This is a genomic window from Cupriavidus sp. H18C2 (assembly GCF_049393795.1).
GTDB classification, from domain to species: domain Bacteria; phylum Pseudomonadota; class Gammaproteobacteria; order Burkholderiales; family Burkholderiaceae; genus Cupriavidus; species Cupriavidus pauculus_C.
In genome coordinates this window covers 1,636,237-1,654,994 of record NZ_CP186011.1, presented here as the reverse complement: position 1 = coordinate 1,654,994, position 18,758 = coordinate 1,636,237, and the positions used below count along the sequence as shown (strand labels likewise).

The window sequence follows — 18,758 nt, the reverse complement described above, 5'->3', positions numbered from 1 at the left end:
GCCGGCGTCAGGTGATGCGCGTCTGCGTGACCGATACCACCTTGGCCCAGCGCGCAATCTCGCCCTGCAGGAACCGCGTGAACTGGGCCGCGTTGTTGCCAACCGGCTCCAGCCCTTCGCCAGTCAGCCGCTTGCGCGTGGCGGGCGACGCCACGGCCGCTGCGGCGGCGGCTTCCAGCTCCCTGACCGTCTCCGGCGCCATGCCGGCGGGCCCGAGCAGCCCGTACCAGGATCGATAGTCGAAATTCGGGATGGTCTCGGCAATTGGCGCCAGCTTCGGAAAGGCGGGCAGCCGGTTCGGGCTGCTGACGCCAAGCCCCTTGATCTTGCCGGCCTGCAGCAGCGGCTGCACCGTGGCGACGTTGCCCAGCAGCAGGTCGGCCTGGCTGCCGACCACGTCGGCCACGGCCGGGCCGGCGCCCTTGTACGGCACGCTGACGATGTCGACGCCGGCCTCGTGCTTGAGCATCTCGCCTGCCAGGTGGTTGGCGCTGCCCACGCCCGCCACGGCCAGGCTGATCTTGCCGGGCTTGGCCTTGGCCAGCGCAATCAGCTCGCGCAGGTTGTTCGCTTCCAGCCCGGGCCGCGCCACCAGGATCAGCGGCGAGCTGGCGATCAGCGAGATCGGCGTGAAGTCCTTGATCGGGTCGAACGGCTTCTTGTCGAACAGCGCCGGGTTGATCGCGTGGCTGGTGTAGCTGAGCAGCAGCGTGCCGCCGTCGGGCTCGGCCTTGGACACGGCCACCGCCGCGATGTTGCCGGCCGCACCGCCGCGGTTCTCGACGATGAACGGATGCTTGAGCCGCTGCTCCAGATCGGCCGCCAGCGCGCGGGCGACGATGTCGGTGCCGCCGCCGGGCGTGGCACCCACCAGCAGCTTGGTCACCGAGGGCGCGGCGTGTACCAGTTCGGGGGGCAACACCAGCGCTGCCGAAAGCAGCGCCAGGAAGTCGCGTCGTTGCATGGGTTGTCTCCGTTTCTCTTTCGAATCCGGCGCCTCGTCTGGCGGGCGCCGTGCGGGGATGCGGCCGGGGGGCGCCGGCCGCAAGGCTTGGGTCAGGCCGTGGCGGGCTCCGCCGGGTGCGTTGCCGCGGTGCCCGGCCAGGGCATCAGCGGCATGCCCATCGCCTGCGCCTGGCGCTGCTCGAAGGCGTCGAACGCGGCACTGCGCGCGCTGCCGCGCAGCCCGCCGCGCACGGCGCCGGCGCGGACATCGGTGAAATAGACCGCCCAGTCGTCGGGCAGCGGCTGCGACCCCGGCACCGACAGCCACAGGCGCAGCAGGTGGCGCTTGCGGTCGAATGCCTCGTAGTCCTCGAAGTTGGTGCGCGAGTGGACGGTCACATAGTTGTTCAGCAACTGCATGTCGCCCTGCTCAAGCTGCATCGAGAAGCACAGCGCGGGGTCGGCCAGCAGCGTGTCGAGCAGGTCCAGCGCCTCGGTCTGGGCGGGCGTCAGGCGCGGCACGTCGGGAAAGTCGCGCTGGGCAGCCACCACGTTCTTGCGGTTGATCCGGAACGCGAACGCCGTGGGATGGCTGCCCAGGATCGGCAGCGGGTAGTACGGCGGCTGCGACGGGTCCTGCGCTCCCTGGTAGCTGTAGTAGAACGGCTGCTGCAGCACCGGGATCAGGTCCGGGCGGCGCTGGGCCACGGCATCGCGCAGCGCGATGGAACTGACCACCTTGCTCTCGCCCCCGGAGCGGGCCGCGCGGCGGCAGATCAGGCCGACGATGTCGCCCGAATCGGTATGGAAATCGAGCCCGGCGTTGGTGTTGTAGCCACGGCCGTTGGTGGTCTTGTAGGCGGCGCCCACGTCGCGCACGTCGTTCATGAAGTCGCTGGTGCGGTTCTGGGTGCGGGCCACGCCCATGTGCAGCCCCATGCCCCAGTAGGCCAGGCGGGTGTCGTCCTCGGTCCAGCGGTCCACCGGAAAGCCCTTGACCAGGCACATGCCCCAGCGGCCCTGCGTCATCGCCACGGCCCGGTCCAGCGCCTGGCGCGCGCCGGCATCGAGCGGAAAGTCGTCGCGGGTCATCTCCAGCAGCGGCTTGCCCAGGGCGCGGGCGTGCGCCAGGGCGTGGTCGAAGCTGGCCACCTCGGCATCGGTCAGGCGCAGGATCCAGGAAGTATCGCGCTGGGCATCGGCGGCGAGCCAGGCTTGGGGGCGTTGTGCGGGCATGGGAATCGTTGTCTCTGTCAGGTTGTGGGCGGGGCTGTGCAGCCTTGCGCGACGTCGTGAAGCCAGTCTATGCTTGCCCGGCAACAAGAAAAAGTGACGTTGTTTGACGTCCTTCATAAGGATTGCTGATGAAGCTGGAGACCTTCGCCACGCTGGCGGCCGTGATCGAGGAAGGCTCGTTCGCCGCGGCGGCCGCGACGATGCACCTGACGCCGAGCGCGGTCAGCATGCAGATGAAGCAGCTGGAACAGTACCTGGGCCAGCCGCTGTTCGACCGCTCGGGGCTGCAGGTGCGGCCCAACGCGCTGGCCCGCGAGGTAGCTGCCGCGATGGAAGGCGGCCTGCGGCACCTGAACGCGCTGCGCCGCCGCGCCAGCGTGGCCGTGGAGGGCACGGTGCGGCTGGGGGTCATCGAGTCCATGCAGCCGGTGCTGCTGCCCGGCACGCTACGCTACCTGCGCGAGCGCTACCCGCGCCTGACCGTCAAGCCCGTGCGCGGGCGCAGCGCGGGGCTCATCGAAATGGTCAAGGCCGCCCAGCTGGACGCCGCCGTGGTGGCCCGCCCCGAAACGGGCCGGCTTGCGAGCTTGCGCTGGTATCCGGTGGCCACGCGCGAACTGCAACTGATCGCCCCACCCGGCAGCCGTGGCGAATCGGCCGCCGACCTGCTGGCCCGCTACGACTGGATCCGCTACGACAAGGCCACCGTCACCGGCGCCATGGCCGCCCGCCACGTGCACGGCCTGCTGCCCGACAAGCGCAGCGCGATGGAATTCGACAGCGTTACCGCCATCGTCGCGATGGTCAGCGCCGGGCTGGGGGTGTCGGTGGTGCAGTTGATGGACCCGACGGTGATCGACCGCTATCCGGTCCGCCGCATCCGCCTGGGCCCGGACGCGCCCGTGCTGCAGATGTCGCTTGTGCTGCGCAAGGCCGACGAAGACAACCGCCTGTTGCAGGCGCTGCGCGAAGCGGTGACGGCGACGTTGGGGGTGGGGTAAGGCGTTGGGGATTCAAGGTTTGCTCCCGTCTCCGGGATCGGGGAGAGGGCAGGCAATGTAGGGCGCGATGGTCGCCATTCGAACCGCTGGCCCTCACCCCCAGCCCCTCTCCCGCGCCGCGGGAGAGGGGAGCAGGTCATGGTGTGCGGCAAGCTATCGGCCGATCAATCGCAGCCGGTTTGCTCCCCTCTCCCGCCTGCGGGAGAGGGTCGGGGGAGAGGGCAGGCAGTGCAAGACGCGATGGTCGCCATTTGAACCGCTGGCCCTCACCCCCAGCCCCTCTCCCGCGACGCGGGAGAGGGGAGCAGGTCATGGTGTGCGGCAAGCTATCGGCCCATCAATCGCAGCTGGTTTGCTCCCCTCTCCCGCCTGCGGGAGAGGGTCGGGGGAGAGGGCAGGCAGTGCAAGACGCGATGGTCGCCATTTGAACCGCTGGCCCTCACCCCCAGCCCCCTCTCCCGCGACGCGGGAGAGGGGAGCAGGTCATGGTGTGCGGCAAGCTATCGGCCCATCAATAGCTACTGGTTTGCTCCCCCTCTCCCGCCTGCGGGAGAGGGGTCGGGGGTGAGGGCAGGCAATGCAAGACGCGATGGTCGCCATTTGAACCGCTGGCCCTCTCCCCCAGCCCCTCTCCCGCGGCGCGGGAGAGGGGAGCAGGTCATCGGATTTGGCAGGCTACCGGCCTATCAATCGCAGCCGGTTTGCTCCCCCTCTCCCGCCTGCGGGAGAGGGGTCGGGGGGAGAGGGCAGGCAATGCAAGACGCGATGGTCGCCATTTGAACCGCTGGCCCTCTCCCCCAGCCCCTCTCCCGCGGCGCGGGAGAGGGGAGCAGGTCATCGGATTTGGCAGGCTACCGGCCTATCAATCGCAGCCGGTTTGCTCCCCTCTCCCGCCATGGCGGGAGAGGGGAGTGTAGTGGTCAAGTTTTTTCAGACAGGTATTAAGGTTGTCTGGCGTTTGAACTTGTCCTCAAACTCCTGCGGCGACTCATATCCCAGTGTCGAGTGCAATCGCACCGGGTTATAGAAGCCGACGATGTACTGCGTAATGTCGCGCCGGGCTTCAGCCCGGTCGACGTAGCGCCTTTGCCAGATGCGCTCCATCTTCAGGTTCAGGAAGAAGCGCTCGGCCACCGCATTGTCCCAACAATCGCCCAGCCGGCTCATGCTGCAAATGAGGCCGTGGCGTCCCAGCAAGCCCCGGTATTCCTCGCTCGCGTACTGGCTGCCCCGATCCGAATGCACGATCAGGCCCGGTGACGGATTGCGCTGCTGGATCGCCATCCTCAACGCCGTGACCACCAGCGATGCAGGCATGGCCGCTGCCATGGCCCATCCCACTACCTTGCGCGAATACAGGTCCAGCACCACCGCCACATACAGCCAGCCCTCGGCCGTGCGGACGTAGGTAATATCCGCCGCCCAGGCCTGGTTGGGCTGCACCGGACTGAACTGCCGGCCCAGCACGTTCGGCGCCACCGGCCGGTCGTGCCGGCTGTTGGTCGTCGCCACGAACTTGCGCTTCCAGACCGGACGCAGATCGGCCTGGCGCATCAGCGTGCGCGCCCGATAGCGCCCGATCTTCACGCCTTGTCTGCCCAGATCCCGTGCTACGCGCCGGCTGCCGTAGGTGCGCCCGCTCGCCTCGAATGCCGCCCGTACGTGGATCTGCTGCCGGTTGCGCTCCACGTTGACCGGCCGGCCGCGCCGGTGCGCGTAGTAACCCGCGCGACTCGCTCCCAGTACCCGACAGGCACGGCTGACCGCCACGGCCTCCTTCTCCAGCGCGCTGACTGCGTGATAGATCACTTCAGCTCGCGGGCGAAGAAGGCCGATGCCTTTTTTAGGATCAGGTTGTCCTCCTTCAGGCGGCGGTTCTCTTCCTCCAGCTGGCGGATGCGCTGCTGCTCGGGCGTCAGCGGCCGGCCAATGCCCTTGCCGCCGGCCAGTTCCGCGTCGTACTGCGCCAGCCAGCGCCGCACGGCCGTCTCGCCAATGGCCATCGTGTGGCAGACCTCGGCCACCGAAAGCCCCTGGTCCCGGATCATCCGGACCACCTCCAGCTTGAAGCTGGCGTCGAACTTGCGACGTTGCTTTGTCATGTCGTCCTTTCCTCGTCGATCGTGATTTTCCACCTATCGACCTGTCTGAGGAAATTGGACCACTACAGGTCATGGTGTGCGGCAAGCTATCGGCCCACCAATCGCAGCCGGTTTGCTCCCCTCTCCCGCCTGCGGGAGAGGGGTCGGGGGAGAGGGCAGGCAATGCAAGACGCGATGGTCGTCATTTGAACCGCTGGCCCTCACCCCCAGCCCCTCTCCCGCGGCGCGGGAGAGGGGAGCAGGTCATCGGATTTGGCAAGCTATCGGCCCATCAATCGCTGCCGGTTTGTTCCCCTCTCCCGCCTGCGGGAGAGGGGTCGGGGGAGAGGGCAGGCAATGCAAGACGCGATGGTCGTCATTTGAACCGCTGGCCCTCACCCTCAGTCGTCCTCCCGCCCCATCAGCACCCGCACGCTATCGGCACGTATTTCCGCCAGCGCCACTGCCTGGGGAAACGTTGGCTGGCACAGACGGGTCAGCACGTTGCCTGGGGGCATTTCCACGGCCAGGCGCATGTCGCAGGCGCGGGCCAGGAGCATGGTTTCGTGCCAGCGGACGGGCAGGGCCATGTTGCGGGCCAGGTCTTCGGCGATGCGGGACGGGTCGCGCAGTTCGCGGGCGGCGCTGGCGCTGAAGTAGCGTAGCGACGGGCGTGCCAGCGTGATGCCGTCGAAGGCCCGGCGCAAGGCCTGGGCCGGTTCGTCGAGCAGCGGGCAGTGCGACGGTACGGCAATCGCCACGCGTTGCGCGGTGCGGGCGCCGGCGTTCAGGGCCAACGTGGCGACGCGGTCCATGGCGGCGTCCGATCCGGCGATGACGAGTTGACCTTCGGCGTTGTAGTTGGCGATATAGACCGGCATGTCGGGCGTGTGGACTTGCGCGACGCTGGCGGCCAGCGCGCGCTCGTCGAGCCCCAGGATCGCCGTCATGCCGTAGCCGCCGGGATAGGCGGTTTCCATCAGCCGGCCGCGCAGGGCCACGAGCCGTACGGCATCGGCGAACGGCAGCACGCCGGCCGTGACCGCCGCCGCGTAGGCGCCGATCGACAGCCCGGCCGCGGCGTGCGCGGGCGGGCCGTCTGCCAGCAGCGCCCGGGCGCTCGCCACGCCCGCGACGAGCAGGCATAGCTGCACCGATACCGTCGAGGCCAGGTGTGCGGCGTCGTCGTGGACCAGGATGTCGGCGCCCAGCGCGTCGCTGGCTTCGGCCAGCGTGCGGGCCACCGCCGGCGCGTCCGGCAGCGCGTGCAGCATGCCGGGACGCTGCGCGCCCTGGCCCGGAAACGTCAGCAGGGTTGGCATGGCGGCTGCCATGGGTCGTCGCAGAGCACCGGGCCGGTGTCGGTCTTCAGCAGCACGCGGCTCTGCGTGCGCAGCCGCTCGCGCAGCGCGAACGCGCCGTGTGGCGTGGCGATCTGGATATCGAGCCGTACGTCATCCCGCTCGACCAGCGCCTGCAGCGCGGCCAGCACGTCGGGCGCCGGCGGTTGCGGGCAATGGATCAGCAGGTCGATGTCGCTGCCGGCGTGCAGCACGTCGATGCCGGACGCCAGCGTGAAGCCGACCGCGCCGGTCACGCCCCAGTGGTGGGGCAGCGCGGCGAGCCGGCTGGCGATGGGGTCCAGCGCGTGCAGCGCGGGGATGTCGTCGCGGCGCGGATGCAGGCGCCAGAAGCCTTCGCGTGCGATGTCGAACGGCGACACCACGGTGGCGCACTGGGCGGCATCGATCCACGTGGCATGGCGCTGCGCGCGCACGCGGCCGCGGATGCCCACCGGGATGCGGCCCGTGCCGTCGCGGTCGCGCCGCACCACGAGCGGGGCCTGCGCCAGCCAGTCCGCATCGGCCCAGTCCGGCACGTCCCCGGCCGCGATGAACGCGGCGGGGTCGCGCAGCCAGACCAGGTCGTGCGGCTGCGGGCGCATGTCAGCCGTGCCACTGGCTGGCAAGGGCCTCCCGCGCGCGGCGCGTGGCGCCCCGGTTCTCGCCATGCAGGCGGCTGCGCAGGTCGCGGTGCGGATCGGCATCGATATCGTCCAAGACTTCCTGCAGATGGCGGCGGACCGTGGTCAGGTCGTCGGCCGATGGCGTGGCGGCCGGCTGCACGGGAATCGTGCGCCAGAGCAGCCCCAGCGTGGCGTAGTTGTCGAGGTCATAGGCCATCGGGGGCACGGTGGCCGCGAATGCTTCCAGATCCTCCACGCTGCGCAGCGTGATGCGCGCGGCGGCTTCCTTGCCCATCGCGTGCACCTGCACGGCGGGGTCGTGCAGCGCGAGGATGCGGTTGGCCTGGTAGCCGTGCGCCAGGAACGCGCCCGACATGGCCTTGCCGACCAGCAGCGCGATCACCGGATGCCCCTGCAGCCGGGCCGTCGCGTAGGCCGCGGCGGCGCTGGCCAGCGCCTGGTGGATGCCGAACGCTTCCTCGCGCCGGCCGTAGGCCTGGCTGGGCGTGTCGACCACGGCGACGATGGCGCGCTTGACCGGCCGGTCGCGGTCCGCGTCCACCACGTCATGCACGGCGCGCGCCAGCGACCAGCCTTCCAGCAGCCCCACCTCGCCCTGGCGGGCGCGCGGGAACGGGCTGGCGGCGTCTGGCACCACGGCGATCAGGCGCGCGGCGCGGCCGGCGATCTCGGTATCGGCCACCTGCACCGACGGCGGATAGCCGGGCAGCCGGGGGGCGGCGCCGGCCAGCGCGGCCAGCCACGCCGCGCCACGGCTGGGCAGATGCGGTTCGCTCATTGTCGTTCTCCATAGAGCCGGCGCACGGTGGCCGGATCGGGCTGATGCACGGCGTCGGCCGCGGCGTAGGCGGCCATCCGTTGCAGGTAGCGGTCGTAGTCGTCGCTGCGCGCGGCCGGCGTGGCCGGGGCCGCAACCAGTTCGGCCACGGTGTCGCGGATGACGGCCGCGTCGTCGTCGACGTAGCGGTCGGCCAGCCCCGTGGCAAAGCGTTGCTCGCCGCCGGTCAGGCCCCAGATGAACGGGCGGTCGCGCGAATCGTATTCGCCGATGCCGGCTTCCTGCTCGATCACGGCCGGGCCGTTCAGGCCCAGGCGCGCCTCGCGCGTCACCACCAGCGCGCTGCACAGGCCGGCCGCGATCGACATGCCGCCAAAGCAGCCCACCTGTCCGGCAATCACGCCGATCACGGGCTGGTAGCGGCGCAGGTCGACAATGCCGGCGTGGATCTCGGCAATCGCGGCCAGGCCCAGGTTGGCCTCCTGCAGCCGCACGCCGCCGGTCTCGAACAGGATGACCGCGCGCATCGGCACGCCGCGCCGGTTGTCCTCGGCGGCCAGCTCCAGCGCGCCGGCAATCTTGGCGCCGCCCACTTCGCCCAGGCTGCCGCCCTGGAACGCGCCCTCGATGGCCATGACCACCGTGGGCAGTCCGTCGACGGTGCCCTTGGCCACGATTACGCCGTCGTCGCCCTGTGGCACCACGCCCTGGCGTTCCAGCCACGGCGAGGTCAGGCCGTCGAACGGGCCGGCCAGTTCGCGGAAGCTGCCGGGGTCCAGCAGCGCGCGGGCGCGCTCGCGGGCGCCCATCTCGACAAAGCTCTCGCGGGAAAGCAGCGTGGCGCGGGTCATGTCGGCTCCTTGCTGTCCAGGGCCTCGAACGCCTCGGCCAGCCGCATGCCCACCACGCCCGGCGTGGCGCCGAAGTCGTGGATGCGGATCTTCATCGCCGCGCGCGGCTCGGCGCTGAAGACGCGGGTGAGCTGGGCGTCCCAGACGCGCGCGTAGCCGTTGACCGACGTGGTGACGTCGATCAGCGTCTTGCCCGCGTCGCCGGGCTCGATGATGACCTCCAGGTCGCCGGACCCCACCACGCCCACCAGCACGCGGCGTGATGCCGGGTTGCCGGCGGCGTATTCGAAACGGAGCTGTTCCATCAGATGTCTCCAGATTGCACGGCCGGAAGCCGGTCAAGGAATAGGGTGGCGGCCAGCAGGTCGGCCGCGCCGCCGGGCGATGCGTGCCGCGCCTGCATCGTGGCTTCCAGGTCGTGCAGCCGGCGCCGGCCCGCCAGCGTGCCGATGCCGCCGGCTTCCAGCACCGCCTCGGCGCCGGCCTGCACGTCGGCCAGCCCCGCCCGGCCCGCGCGGGCCAGCACGCAGGTGTCGTCGAGCCGCGCCATGATGGCCAGCAGCGCGTTGACCTGCGCCGTGGGCTCGGCGTCGCCGCGCGCGCGGCATCGCGCAGCGCCGGCAGGCCGATACCCGTCACGTGCGGAAAGCCGGCCTCGGCCTGCTCGCGCGCGCCGCCCACGCCGTACGCCGCGCAGGCCAGCTCGCCCTTGTTGCCGGTCTGGGCGGGGCGATGCCGGTCAGGCAGCCGCGCGATCACGGCGGCCATCTGCACCACGGCCTTGGCGTGCAGCCGCGCGCCATCGGTCTTGCCCAGCCAGCCGGCCGCGCCGGCCAGCAGGCCCAGCGCCCAGATGGCGCCGCGATGGGTGTTGACGCCGCCCGTGGCGCGCAGCATCGTCGCCTCGGCGTCGCGGCCCAGCGCGCCCAGCCGTTCGCGCAGCGTCACGTCGATACGGGGCGCCTGCCGGCCCGCGCGCGCCATCGCGGCAAAGCCGTCGCGCAGGCTGCGCGCAGAGGCCAGCATCAGCGGCAGCGTCATGTCGGCGTGGGCGCCGTTGCCGCGCGCATCCACCAGCCCCGGCTTGGGCGCCAGCGTGGCTTCGTCGACGAGTACCGCCACGGCAAGGTCGCCCAGCGCCTCGGCCATGCCGTGCGCCACGGGCGGGCGCGCTGCCAGGGTCGCCATCATCACCAGCTCCTGAAGCGTGCGGGCGGGTTGTAGAGGCCGCCCGACCATTCGACCAGGTCCGCCATGCTGCGCGCGGCCAGCAATGACCGCGTGGCCTGGGCGCGATGCACGCCAAGGTCCTCGGGCAGGGCGATCAGCCCGTCGCTGCGCATCTGGCGCGTGGTGGCCGGGTCGTGCTTCATGCCGATCGGCGTCACGCCGGCCACGGCGGCAATCATGCGGCGGCGCTCTTCCAGCGAGCGTGCCTTGTACAGGTAGGCGATGCCTTCCTCGGTCAGCACGTGGGTGACGTCGTCGCCGTAGATCATGACCGGTGCCAGCGGCATGCCGCTGTCACGCGCCACCTGCACGGCGTCCATCGATTCGACGAAGGTCGGCTTGCCGCCGGCCTGGAACGTTTCCACCATCTGCACCACGAGCTTGCGGCCGCGGGCCAGCGGGTCGTCGGTCTCGATCAGGTCCAGCCAGGCCGGCGTGGCATGGCGGCGGCCGCCGGGGTTGTGGCCCATGTTCGGCGCGCCGCCAAAGCCGGACAGGCGCCCGCGCGTGACCGTCGACGAATGGCCGTCGCCGTCGATCTGCAGCGTGGAGCCGATGAACAGGTCCACCGCGTACTGGCCGGCCAACTGGCAGAACGCGCGGTTGGAGCGCATGCTGCCGTCGGCGCCGGTGAAGAACACGTCGGGCCGCGCCGCCACGTAGTCTTCCATGCCCAGTTCGCTGCCAAAGCTGTGCACGCTTTCCACCCAGCCGGACTCGATGGCCGGGATCAGCGTGGGGTGCGGGTTCAGCGTCCAGTACTTGCAGATCTTGCCCTTCAGGCCAAGCTGCTCGCCGTAGGTGGGCAGGATCAGCTCGATGGCCGCCGTGTTGAAGCCGATGCCGTGGTTCAGCGACTGCACGTTGTGGCGCTCGTAGATGCCGCGGATCGCCATCATCGCCATCAGGATGTGCACGGGCTTGATGAGCCGGGGGTCGCGCGTGAACAGCGGCTCGCAGAAGAACGGCTTGTCGGACTGCACGACGTAGTCGATCCAGGACCCCGGAATGTCCACGCGCGACAGGTCGGCCGGGTCGTCGACGATCTCGTTGACCTGCGCGATCACGATGCCGTCGCGGAACGCCGCGGCCTCCACCAGCGCCGGGGAATCCTCGGTGCTGGGGCCGGTGTACAGGTTGCCGTGGCGGTCGGCCTTGTAGCCGGCCGTCAGCACGATGTGCGGCGTCAGGTCCACGTACAGCCGCGAGTACAGCTCGATGTAGGTGTGGATGGCGCCCACTTCCAGCAGGCCGTCTTCCAGGAACTGCGAGATCCGCACGCTCTGGGCGCCGGCGTACGCGAAGTCGAGCTTGCGGGCGATGCCGCGCTCGAACAGGTCCAGGTGTTCCACCCGGCTCACGCTCGGGATGATCATGTGCAGGTCGTGCACGCGCGCCGGGTCGGTCTCGGCCAGCGCGCGGGACAGGAAGTCGGCCTGCTTCTGGTTGTTGCCCTCCAGCACCACGCGGTCGCCCGGGGCGGTGATCGTCTCCAGGAAGCGGACGATGTCTGCCGTGGGCACCACCTTGCCCGTGGCGATCTGCGCGCCCAGGGCCTGGCGGCGCCGCTTCTCGGTGCGGCGCGTGTCCCATTGTCGTTCCGGTATCGGGTTCAGCATGACATCTCCGGTGTGCTGCGGTCGTTACCGGAAAGATAGGCCAGGCCGGCCGGGCGGAACAATCAACGTCGGCGACGGATCGTTACGGCCGGCGTAAATGTGATGGCGGCGGCGCTGGGCCGCGCGGCGCCCGTCAGCCGGGCTTGCCGGCCGGCGTCAGCATGCGGCAGACGGCCGCCAGCGCCAGCAGGTTCGGGTCGCGCTCGCGGCGGCGCAGGAACGACAGGCCGATGGTCTGCTTCATGCCGTAGTCGGCCGTCAGCGGCACGAACGCCACGTTGCGCGCGAACACGTCGCGCACGCGGCCCGGCAGCAGCGAGTAGCCGATGCCGCCGCCCACGAGGTTCATCAGCGAGAAGATGTCGCCCACCTTCATCACCACGTTGGGCGTGAAATCGGCAATGCGGAACGCCTCGGCAAAGCCGCTCGACGTCACGAAGCCGTCGCCCAGCGACACGAACGGCTCGTCGCGGCACTGGCGCAGGTCGATGGCGTCCAGCCGGGCGTACGGGGAATCGGCCGGGGTGGCAAAGAAGATGTCGTCCTCGAACATCGGAATGGACTCGATCTCGGCGCTGGGCTCGGGCATGCCCATCAGCGTGGCGTCGATGGTGCCCTGGCGCAGCTTGTCCAGCAGGTCGGCGTTGGAGCCCAGCACCAGCTCGGTCTGCAGCTCCGGGCGGCGCATCTTGATGCCGATCACCACCTGCGGCACGGTGCGGATGGTCAGCGAGTAGAGCGAGCCGATCTTGAGCTGGTCGGCCGAATAGCCGGCCGCCTCGCGCGTGACGCGCACGCCGTCGGCCATGGTTTTGAGTACGTCGCGCGCCACGTCGGCCAGCACGTGGGCGGCCTCGGTGGGCAGCAGGTTGCGGCCCTCGTGGCGGAACAGCGCGCAGCGCAGCCCCTCTTCCAGCGAATGCAGCGCCCGGTGCACGCTGACCGTGCTGATCTCCAGCGTCTCGGCGGCCTTGGCCAGGTTGCCGGTCTCCATGAAGGCGAGCAGCGCTTCGAGTTTGCGGAAGGTGATGTCTTCGCTGATGCGTTCGGGCATGGGGGCGGCGGCCGGAGGGTGCGGGACAGGCCACGATGATCGCACACCGGCGCCGCGCGTGGCGGCCATTTGTGTCGCCGCATGTCACCGGCCCGGCGTGACATGCCGTGACATGGTTTGCAGGGCGACAACGCCGGGCGTGCCGCCTAGAGTTCAGCCCGTCGATTTCCAACCCGCCGCCCAGGCATGGCGCCTGCGTCGGCAACCCAACGGAGTGTCACCATGAAGAAGATGATCGCAGTCATGATCTTGTGTATTGTTTCGGCAGGCGCCAGCGCGCAGGGCCTGATGGGCGGCGGCGACCGCATGGCGCGGACCGAGCAGGTGTTGTCGCAGTTGCAGGCGCGCTTTGCCAGTGCCAACACCACGCACGACGGCCGGCTGACGCGGACCCAGGCCCAGGCCGGCATGCCGATGGTGGCGAAGCACTTCGACGAGATCGACACGCACCACGCCGGCTTTGTCACGCTGCCGCAGGTGGAGGCATTCCTGGCGCAGCGCATGCGGCAGCGCTGAGGCCGCGCCGGCAAGAACAAGAACCGGAGACACGCCATGGAGCAGGGACACCGGATCATCGTGCTGGACGACGAGGCGGAGCTGCGCAACATGCTGCAGCGCTTTCTGACGGGCCACGGCTTTCAGGTGCGCGCCGTGGCCGACGGCAAGCAACTGAACCGCTACCTGCAGCGCGAGCCGTACGACCTGCTGGTGCTGGACCTGATGATGGAACCCGAGGACGGCCTGACGATCTGCCGCCGGCTGCGCGCCGAGGGCCAGACGCTGCCGATCCTGATGCTGACGGCCAAGGGCGAGCCGGCCGACCGCGTGGTCGGCCTGGACACCGGCGCCGACGACTACCTGGCCAAGCCGTTCCTGCCCGACGAACTGGTGGCGCGCATCCGCGCGCTGCTGCGGCGCCAGAAGATCGCGGCGGGCGATCCCACCGTCACCAGCCAGACGCTGAGCTTCGGCGAATTCCGCTTCGACGTGGGCAAGCAGACGCTCACGCGCGCCGGCGAGCCGGTGGCGGTGCATTCGGCCCAGATGCTGCTGCTGCACGCGCTGGGGTCGTCGCCCAACCGCGCGGTCAGCCGCGAGAACCTGCTGGCCCGCGCGCGCGGCCGCGACCACGACGCGCTGGACCGCAGCATCGACGTGCAGATCCTGCGGTTGCGCCAGATCGTGGAGGAAGACCCGTCCAGGCCGCGCTTCATCAAGACGGTCTGGGGCGTGGGCTACATGCTGGTGGCGGGCGTGGACGCGTGATGCGGCGCCTGCTGCCCCGCACGCTGCTGGCCCGCAGCATCGGACTGCTGGTGATCCTGGTGGTCGTCACGCAGGCGTGTTCCCTGTTCGTGCTGCTGCATTACGTGCAGCGCCCGCGCGTGGAGCGCGCCGCCACGGTGTTCTCGCAGTACATCGCCATGATGGATCGGGCGCTGCACGACATGGCGCCCGCCGAGGGCCGCGCCGCGCTGGCCCGCATCGGCGGGCAGGCCGATCCGCCGCCCCACGACCCGCCCGGCGCCGACATGGCGCATCCGTTCCGTACCTGGCAGCGCGACGTCTTCATGCAGGCGCTGCGGCGCCACCTGGACCGCGATACCGACGTGCGCTGGCAGAGCGGCGGCGACGAGGAAAAGATCTGGATCCAGGTACATGCCGCCGGCCATCCGGCCTGGATCGGCCTGCCGATGACGGCCGACGCGCAGGCCAGCGGCATCACGGCCGCCATTGCGCTGTCGGCGGCGCTGGCCATGCTGGCGGCGCTGACTGGCTACCTGCTGCAGCGCCACATCAACCGCCCGCTGCGCGACCTGGCGCAGGCGGCGCGCGAGATCCACGCTGGCGCGCTGCCCGCCCCGCTGCCCACCAGCGGGCCCACCGAGATTGCCGAGGTCAGCCGCGCTTTCAACGACATGACCGATGCGCTGCGCCAGGCCGAGACCACGCGCGCGCTGATGCTGGCGGGCGTCTCGCACGACATCCGCACGCCGCTCACCAAGCTGCGGCTGGCCATGGCGATGGCGCTGCCGCGCGGCACCGACGACGCCTTCGTGGGGTCCGTCGAGGGCTATCTCGATCACATCGACACGATCCTCCAGCAGTTCATGGACTACGCGGGCAGTGGCGAGAAAGAGGTGCCGCAGCCGGGCGACCTGAACGCGCTGGTCAGCCAGCTCGCGGCCGATTTTGCCGGGCTCGGCCATGAGTTCGCGCTGGAGCTGGGGCCGCTGCGGCCCGTGGCGTACCGCCCCACGAGCATGCTGCGGATGCTGATGAACCTGATGCAGAACGCGGTGAAGTACGGCAAGACCGGCCTGCTGGTGCGCACGTGGCAGGACGACGCCCGCGCCCATGTGGCGATCTGCGACCGTGGCACCGGCATCGGCGTGGCTGAGCTGGAGCGGCTGCGCGAGCCATTCAGCCGGGGCAGCAACACGCAGGGCGAAGGCGGCACCGGGCTTGGGCTGGCCATCGTCGACCGCATCGCGCGGCTGCACGGCGGCGCGCTGACGTTCCACGCGCGCGAGGGCGGCGGGCTGGCCGTGGTGGTGTCGCTGCCGGCGTGACATGGATTGACATAGTTCCTGGCTGGCTTGTGGCGCGGCTTCGTCCAATACTGGGTCTGCCTGGCACCGATGTCCGGTGCCACCCGAACCGGCAACTACCCAGCAAGGAATCCATCATGACCCACGTGCTCCACACCCTTTCCCGCCGCGCCAGCCACCTCGCCGTAGCCGCCGTGGCAGCCGCCACGCTGCTGATGGCCGGCGGCGCATCGGCCGCGACGATGATCGCCGAGGCATCGGTCCCGGCATCCATCGCTCCGGTGCGGCCGGACGTGGTCTACGTGCGCGGCTTCGACGCCGACGCGCGGCAGGTGAAGGTCGACGACACGATGGTCCACCGGCTCAAGGCGATGGCCACGGGCGACAACGCCGGCAGCGAGTCCACGCAGGCCGCCGACACCGCGCGCAACGCCACGGCCGACGAGATCGTCAAGCAACTCCAGGCGCGGGGCCTGCACGCGGTGCGTCTGGACGGCCTGGTGCCGGCCGACGCCAACGCGGTGATCGTCGAGGGCCGCTTCGACCGGATCGACGAAGGCATGCAGCGCCGCCGCACGCTGATCGGGCTGGGTGCGGGCCAGAGCGACGTGTCGGCGTCGGTGCAGGTGTTGTACCAGCCGGCCAACGCCGCCGCCGTGCCGCTGGCGCTGTTCGACACCCATGCCGACAGCGGCCACATGCCCGGTATCGCCGAAGTGGCCGGCGTGGGCGCCGCCGCCAGCCACGTGGCGCTATCGGCCGCGGCCGGCGTGGGCGTGCATGGCGCCACCGAACTCAAGCGCGACAGCGTGCAGGCCGAGGCGCGGCGCGTGGGCGATGCGGTGGCCACCCGTGTGCTGGCCGTGTTGGCCCAGGCGCCGGCCCCAGGTGCCGCGCGGCTCTGAAACCCGCGCCCCGGCAGGCAAAAGGGACGCCCCGGCGTCCCTTTCCTTTTCCTGATCGCTCAGATACATTGGCGTCTCGTGATCTGTCTGAAATGCCGTGAAACACTACACACGCGAAAATTTCCAGCTTACGCAAAGTGTTGGCTTTCACCTGAACCGGGCGCGCAACGGCCTGCTGATGGAGATGGATGCCGCGCTGCGCCCGCTGGACATCACCGCCCAGCAGATGGGCATCCTGCTGTCGCTGCTGCGCGGGGTGGCCAGCACCCCGCTGGAGGTCAGCCGGCTGCTCGGCATCGACACGGGTCTGATGACGCGGATGCTGGACAAGCTGGAAAACAAGGGCCTGCTCAAGCGCGAGCGCAGCGAGGACGACCGGCGCGTGATCCACCTGATCCTGTCGGCCAAGGGCAGGGCGGTGGCCGCCCAGGTGCCCGAGATCGCGCCCGAGGTGCTGAACCACCGGCTGCGCAATTTCTCCGTCGACGAATTCAACGAGTTCATGCGCCTGCTGCGCAAGTTCGCGGACGGCGAGTAGGCCGTCCGCACGCGGTCAGGCGGCCGGGGCGGGCTTGCGCACGGTGAAGTCGGCCGCGAACGCCACCGCCATCGCCACCGCGCCGCAGGCAAAGATCAGCGCGTGGTTCTCGTGAGTGTGCGAGAACAGCCAGGCGTAGCCATAGCCGCCCACGGCCTGGAACAGCGCGAACGACGCGGTGGCGCGGCTCCACGCGGCGCGTTGCGCCACGGGGTCGTACGGCAGCAGTTCCTGCACGCGGCCGAGCACCATCGGCACGATGCCGGTGGTGCAGGCGCCCAGCACCAGCGTGGCCGTCCAGAGCGCCGCCGGCGCATGGCACAGCGCCAGCATCGCGGCGGCCAGCCCCTGCAGCGCCATCGCGATGCGGTAGCCGTTGCGATAGCCAAGGCGCGGCCCGATCCAGCCGGTCAGCAGCGGCCCCGCAATGGCGGCCACGCCGTACAGCACCCAGTAACGCGCGCCCACCGCCGCACCCTGGCCCAGCCCGCGCGCCACGAAATCCACGAGCAATACCATCGCCGGCACCAGCCCGAGCGCGTTGGCCGCGTACTGCACGTAGATCACGCGCAGCGCGTGGCGCTGGCCGGACAGCGCGCCGTCCGCCGCATGGTGTCCGGCCGCGGTGGCGGCGGGCATGGCCGGCGGCGTATCGGCGGCGAACCAGCCCGTCCAGCTCAGCACGGTGAGCACCAGCGCGACGGCGCCGAGCCCGAACCACGTGGCGCGCAGGCCGAGCGTAAGCAGCTCCGGCACCAGCGTGCCCGACGCGGCAATGCCGAGCCCCAGCCCCAGGAAGATCATCCCGCTGACCAGCCCGCGCCGGCCCGGGGCGATGTGCGGCAGGATGGCCGTGGCCACCAGCACCATGATCGCGCCGCCCGACAGCCCCGACAGGAAGCGCCAGACGAAGAACCACCCCACCGACACCGGGAACGCGCACGCAAAGAACGCGGCGGTGGCCGTGACCATCAGCCAGCGCAGCGCGTGGCGGTTCGACAGCCGCGCGGCCAGCGGCCGGCCCAGCAGCGCACCGGCCAGGTAGCCGGCAAAGTTGGCCGCGCCCAGCGCGACCGTATCGGCGGCGCTGAACCAGTGGGCCTGGATCAGCGACGGTATCAGCGGGGTATAGGCAAAGCGGGCAAGGCCGATGGCGACAAGGCTGGCGCACAGGCCCGCAAATGCGGCGTGCAGGGCGCGGGCGTCGAGCGTGCGGCCATCGGGCACGGATGGATGGGAAGCGGTGGCGGGGGCATCGGCGGACATGGGGTTCCTTCGGCTGGGTCAGGACGAGTGCCCGCGCCACGCGGCCGGTGGCCGCGCGGGACGTGCACGTCGGAATAGGGGGAGTGGAGGCTAGCGGGCGGGCAGGCCCAGCGACGCCAGCGCGGGCCGCACCGCCGCCTCCAGCAGCGCGCGGTCCGGCATCACGCGCGACAGCACACGCATGCCCACCTGCAGCGACAGCAGCATCGCGGCCGCCTCGTCGGGGTCATGGCCGGGCGCAATGGTGCCGTCGGCCTGCGCGCCGCGCACGGCGCGGGCAAAGAAGTCGCGCAGCAGCGACAGCTCCTGCGCCACGGCGGCCTGGAGTTCGGGATCGTCATTCGAGGCTTCCAGCGCCGTGTTGATCAGCATGCAGCCCCGGTTCGGCAGCTCGGTGGCGCCGCGCTCGACGCTTTCGGCAAAGAACTGCACCAGCGCCTGCGCCGGCGCGAAACCGGCCTCGATGCGCACGATGCGCTCGCGCAGCGTGCGGTTCAGGTAGTCGTCCAGCGCCTGCAGGAAGAGCTGGCGCTTGTCGCCAAACGCGTTGTACAGGCTGGGCTGGGTCAGGCCCATCGCCTGCGTCAGCTCGCGCGTGGACGTGGCGTGGTAGCCCTTGGCCCAGAACGTGTGCTGGGCGGCCGACAGCGCGGCGTCGGCGTCGAATTGGCGGGGTCGTGCCATCGCATCCCTCGTTTTGTATCGATCAGTATGA

The 18,758-nt window shown here is 70.4% G+C and carries 18 protein-coding genes and 1 pseudogene; 6 read left to right on the top strand and 13 right to left on the bottom strand.

The window, feature by feature from the left end; genetic code table 11:
• Nucleotides 1–7 precede the first annotated feature (7 nt).
• Both EPAKOI_RS24035 and EPAKOI_RS24030 read right to left on the bottom strand, forming a co-directional pair.
• The gene (locus EPAKOI_RS24035; protein ID WP_423193910.1) at nucleotides 8–964 is read right to left on the bottom strand and encodes a tripartite tricarboxylate transporter substrate binding protein; all 957 of its coding nucleotides are present in this window, start codon (nucleotides 962–964) and stop codon (nucleotides 8–10) included.
• 92 nt (nucleotides 965–1,056) lie between these two features.
• On the bottom strand, nucleotides 1,057–2,181 hold the full coding sequence (locus tag EPAKOI_RS24030) for a TauD/TfdA family dioxygenase (protein WP_423193909.1): 1,125 nt from the start codon (nucleotides 2,179–2,181) through the stop codon (nucleotides 1,057–1,059).
• Nucleotides 2,182–2,309: 128 nt separating this feature from the next.
• Here EPAKOI_RS24030 and EPAKOI_RS24025 point away from each other — a divergent pair, with 128 nt between their 5' ends.
• On the top strand, nucleotides 2,310–3,182 hold the full coding sequence (locus EPAKOI_RS24025) for a LysR family transcriptional regulator (protein ID WP_423193908.1): 873 nt from the start codon (nucleotides 2,310–2,312) through the stop codon (nucleotides 3,180–3,182).
• 930 nt (nucleotides 3,183–4,112) lie between these two features.
• Here EPAKOI_RS24025 and EPAKOI_RS24020 read toward each other — a convergent pair.
• From EPAKOI_RS24020 to EPAKOI_RS23980, 9 genes and pseudogenes are all read right to left on the bottom strand, one after another.
• Nucleotides 4,113–5,284 (bottom strand): IS3 family transposase gene (locus tag EPAKOI_RS24020; protein WP_423192497.1). Its coding sequence is split into 2 segments (ribosomal slippage): nucleotides 4,113–5,017 and nucleotides 5,017–5,284, totalling 1,173 coding nucleotides; the frame shifts between segments, so codons are not numbered across the junction.
• Between the two features lie 380 nt (nucleotides 5,285–5,664).
• Nucleotides 5,665–6,585: a malonate decarboxylase subunit epsilon gene (gene mdcH / locus EPAKOI_RS24015; protein WP_423193907.1), complete on the bottom strand. Its 921-nt coding sequence runs from the start codon at nucleotides 6,583–6,585 to the stop codon at nucleotides 5,665–5,667.
• A complete protein-coding gene (locus EPAKOI_RS24010) occupies nucleotides 6,570–7,208 on the bottom strand; it encodes a malonate decarboxylase holo-ACP synthase (RefSeq protein WP_423193906.1) in 639 nt (212 codons plus the stop codon). Before EPAKOI_RS24010 ends, mdcH begins: the two co-directional genes overlap by 16 nt.
• Before the next feature lies 1 nt (nucleotide 7,209).
• Entirely contained in the window at nucleotides 7,210–8,028 is an 819-nt protein-coding gene (gene mdcE / locus EPAKOI_RS24005) for a biotin-independent malonate decarboxylase subunit gamma (protein ID WP_423193905.1), read from the bottom strand.
• Nucleotides 8,025–8,879: a biotin-independent malonate decarboxylase subunit beta gene (locus tag EPAKOI_RS24000; protein WP_313839140.1), complete on the bottom strand. Its 855-nt coding sequence runs from the start codon at nucleotides 8,877–8,879 to the stop codon at nucleotides 8,025–8,027. The genes mdcE and EPAKOI_RS24000 overlap by 4 nt, the downstream gene beginning before the upstream one ends.
• Nucleotides 8,876–9,184: a malonate decarboxylase subunit delta gene (locus tag EPAKOI_RS23995; RefSeq protein WP_124685552.1), complete on the bottom strand. Its 309-nt coding sequence runs from the start codon at nucleotides 9,182–9,184 to the stop codon at nucleotides 8,876–8,878. Before EPAKOI_RS23995 ends, EPAKOI_RS24000 begins: the two co-directional genes overlap by 4 nt.
• Nucleotides 9,184–10,067, bottom strand: a pseudogene (locus tag EPAKOI_RS23990) (triphosphoribosyl-dephospho-CoA synthase). Before EPAKOI_RS23990 ends, EPAKOI_RS23995 begins: the two are co-directional and overlap by 1 nt.
• A gap of 2 nt (nucleotides 10,068–10,069) precedes the next feature.
• Nucleotides 10,070–11,728 carry a malonate decarboxylase subunit alpha gene (gene mdcA / locus EPAKOI_RS23985; protein WP_423193904.1) on the bottom strand — a complete coding sequence of 553 codons (1,659 nt, stop codon included), beginning with the start codon at nucleotides 11,726–11,728 and terminating at the stop codon, nucleotides 10,070–10,072.
• A gap of 133 nt (nucleotides 11,729–11,861) precedes the next feature.
• Nucleotides 11,862–12,782, bottom strand: a complete 921-nt coding sequence (locus EPAKOI_RS23980) for a LysR family transcriptional regulator (protein WP_423193903.1) — start codon at nucleotides 12,780–12,782, stop codon at nucleotides 11,862–11,864.
• 222 nt (nucleotides 12,783–13,004) lie between these two features.
• Between EPAKOI_RS23980 and EPAKOI_RS23975 the strand changes: the two genes are divergently transcribed.
• The 5 genes from EPAKOI_RS23975 to EPAKOI_RS23955 all read left to right on the top strand — a co-directional run bounded on the left by EPAKOI_RS23975 (nucleotide 13,005) and on the right by EPAKOI_RS23955 (nucleotide 16,777).
• A complete protein-coding gene (locus EPAKOI_RS23975; RefSeq protein ID WP_313839147.1) occupies nucleotides 13,005–13,298 on the top strand; it encodes an EF-hand domain-containing protein in 294 nt (97 codons plus the stop codon).
• Between the two features lie 36 nt (nucleotides 13,299–13,334).
• Entirely contained in the window at nucleotides 13,335–14,048 is a 714-nt protein-coding gene (locus tag EPAKOI_RS23970; protein ID WP_124685547.1) for a response regulator, read from the top strand.
• Nucleotides 14,048–15,355: an ATP-binding protein gene (locus EPAKOI_RS23965; RefSeq protein ID WP_423193902.1), complete on the top strand. Its 1,308-nt coding sequence runs from the start codon at nucleotides 14,048–14,050 to the stop codon at nucleotides 15,353–15,355. Before EPAKOI_RS23970 ends, EPAKOI_RS23965 begins: the two co-directional genes overlap by 1 nt.
• A gap of 116 nt (nucleotides 15,356–15,471) precedes the next feature.
• On the top strand, nucleotides 15,472–16,239 hold the full coding sequence (locus EPAKOI_RS23960) for a DUF4410 domain-containing protein (protein ID WP_423193901.1): 768 nt from the start codon (nucleotides 15,472–15,474) through the stop codon (nucleotides 16,237–16,239).
• A gap of 97 nt (nucleotides 16,240–16,336) precedes the next feature.
• Complete coding sequence (locus EPAKOI_RS23955; RefSeq protein ID WP_313839153.1) at nucleotides 16,337–16,777, top strand: MarR family winged helix-turn-helix transcriptional regulator; 441 nt, start codon at nucleotides 16,337–16,339, stop codon at nucleotides 16,775–16,777.
• A 15-nt stretch (nucleotides 16,778–16,792) separates the two neighbouring features.
• Here EPAKOI_RS23955 and EPAKOI_RS23950 read toward each other — a convergent pair whose 3' ends face one another.
• Both EPAKOI_RS23950 and EPAKOI_RS23945 read right to left on the bottom strand, forming a co-directional pair.
• Nucleotides 16,793–18,043 (bottom strand): YbfB/YjiJ family MFS transporter, encoded by a 1,251-nt coding sequence (locus EPAKOI_RS23950; protein ID WP_423193900.1) that lies wholly within the window; start codon nucleotides 18,041–18,043, stop codon nucleotides 16,793–16,795.
• A gap of 90 nt (nucleotides 18,044–18,133) precedes the next feature.
• Entirely contained in the window at nucleotides 18,134–18,727 is a 594-nt protein-coding gene (locus EPAKOI_RS23945; protein ID WP_423193899.1) for a TetR/AcrR family transcriptional regulator, read from the bottom strand.
• Between the last annotated feature and the right edge of the window lie 31 nt (nucleotides 18,728–18,758).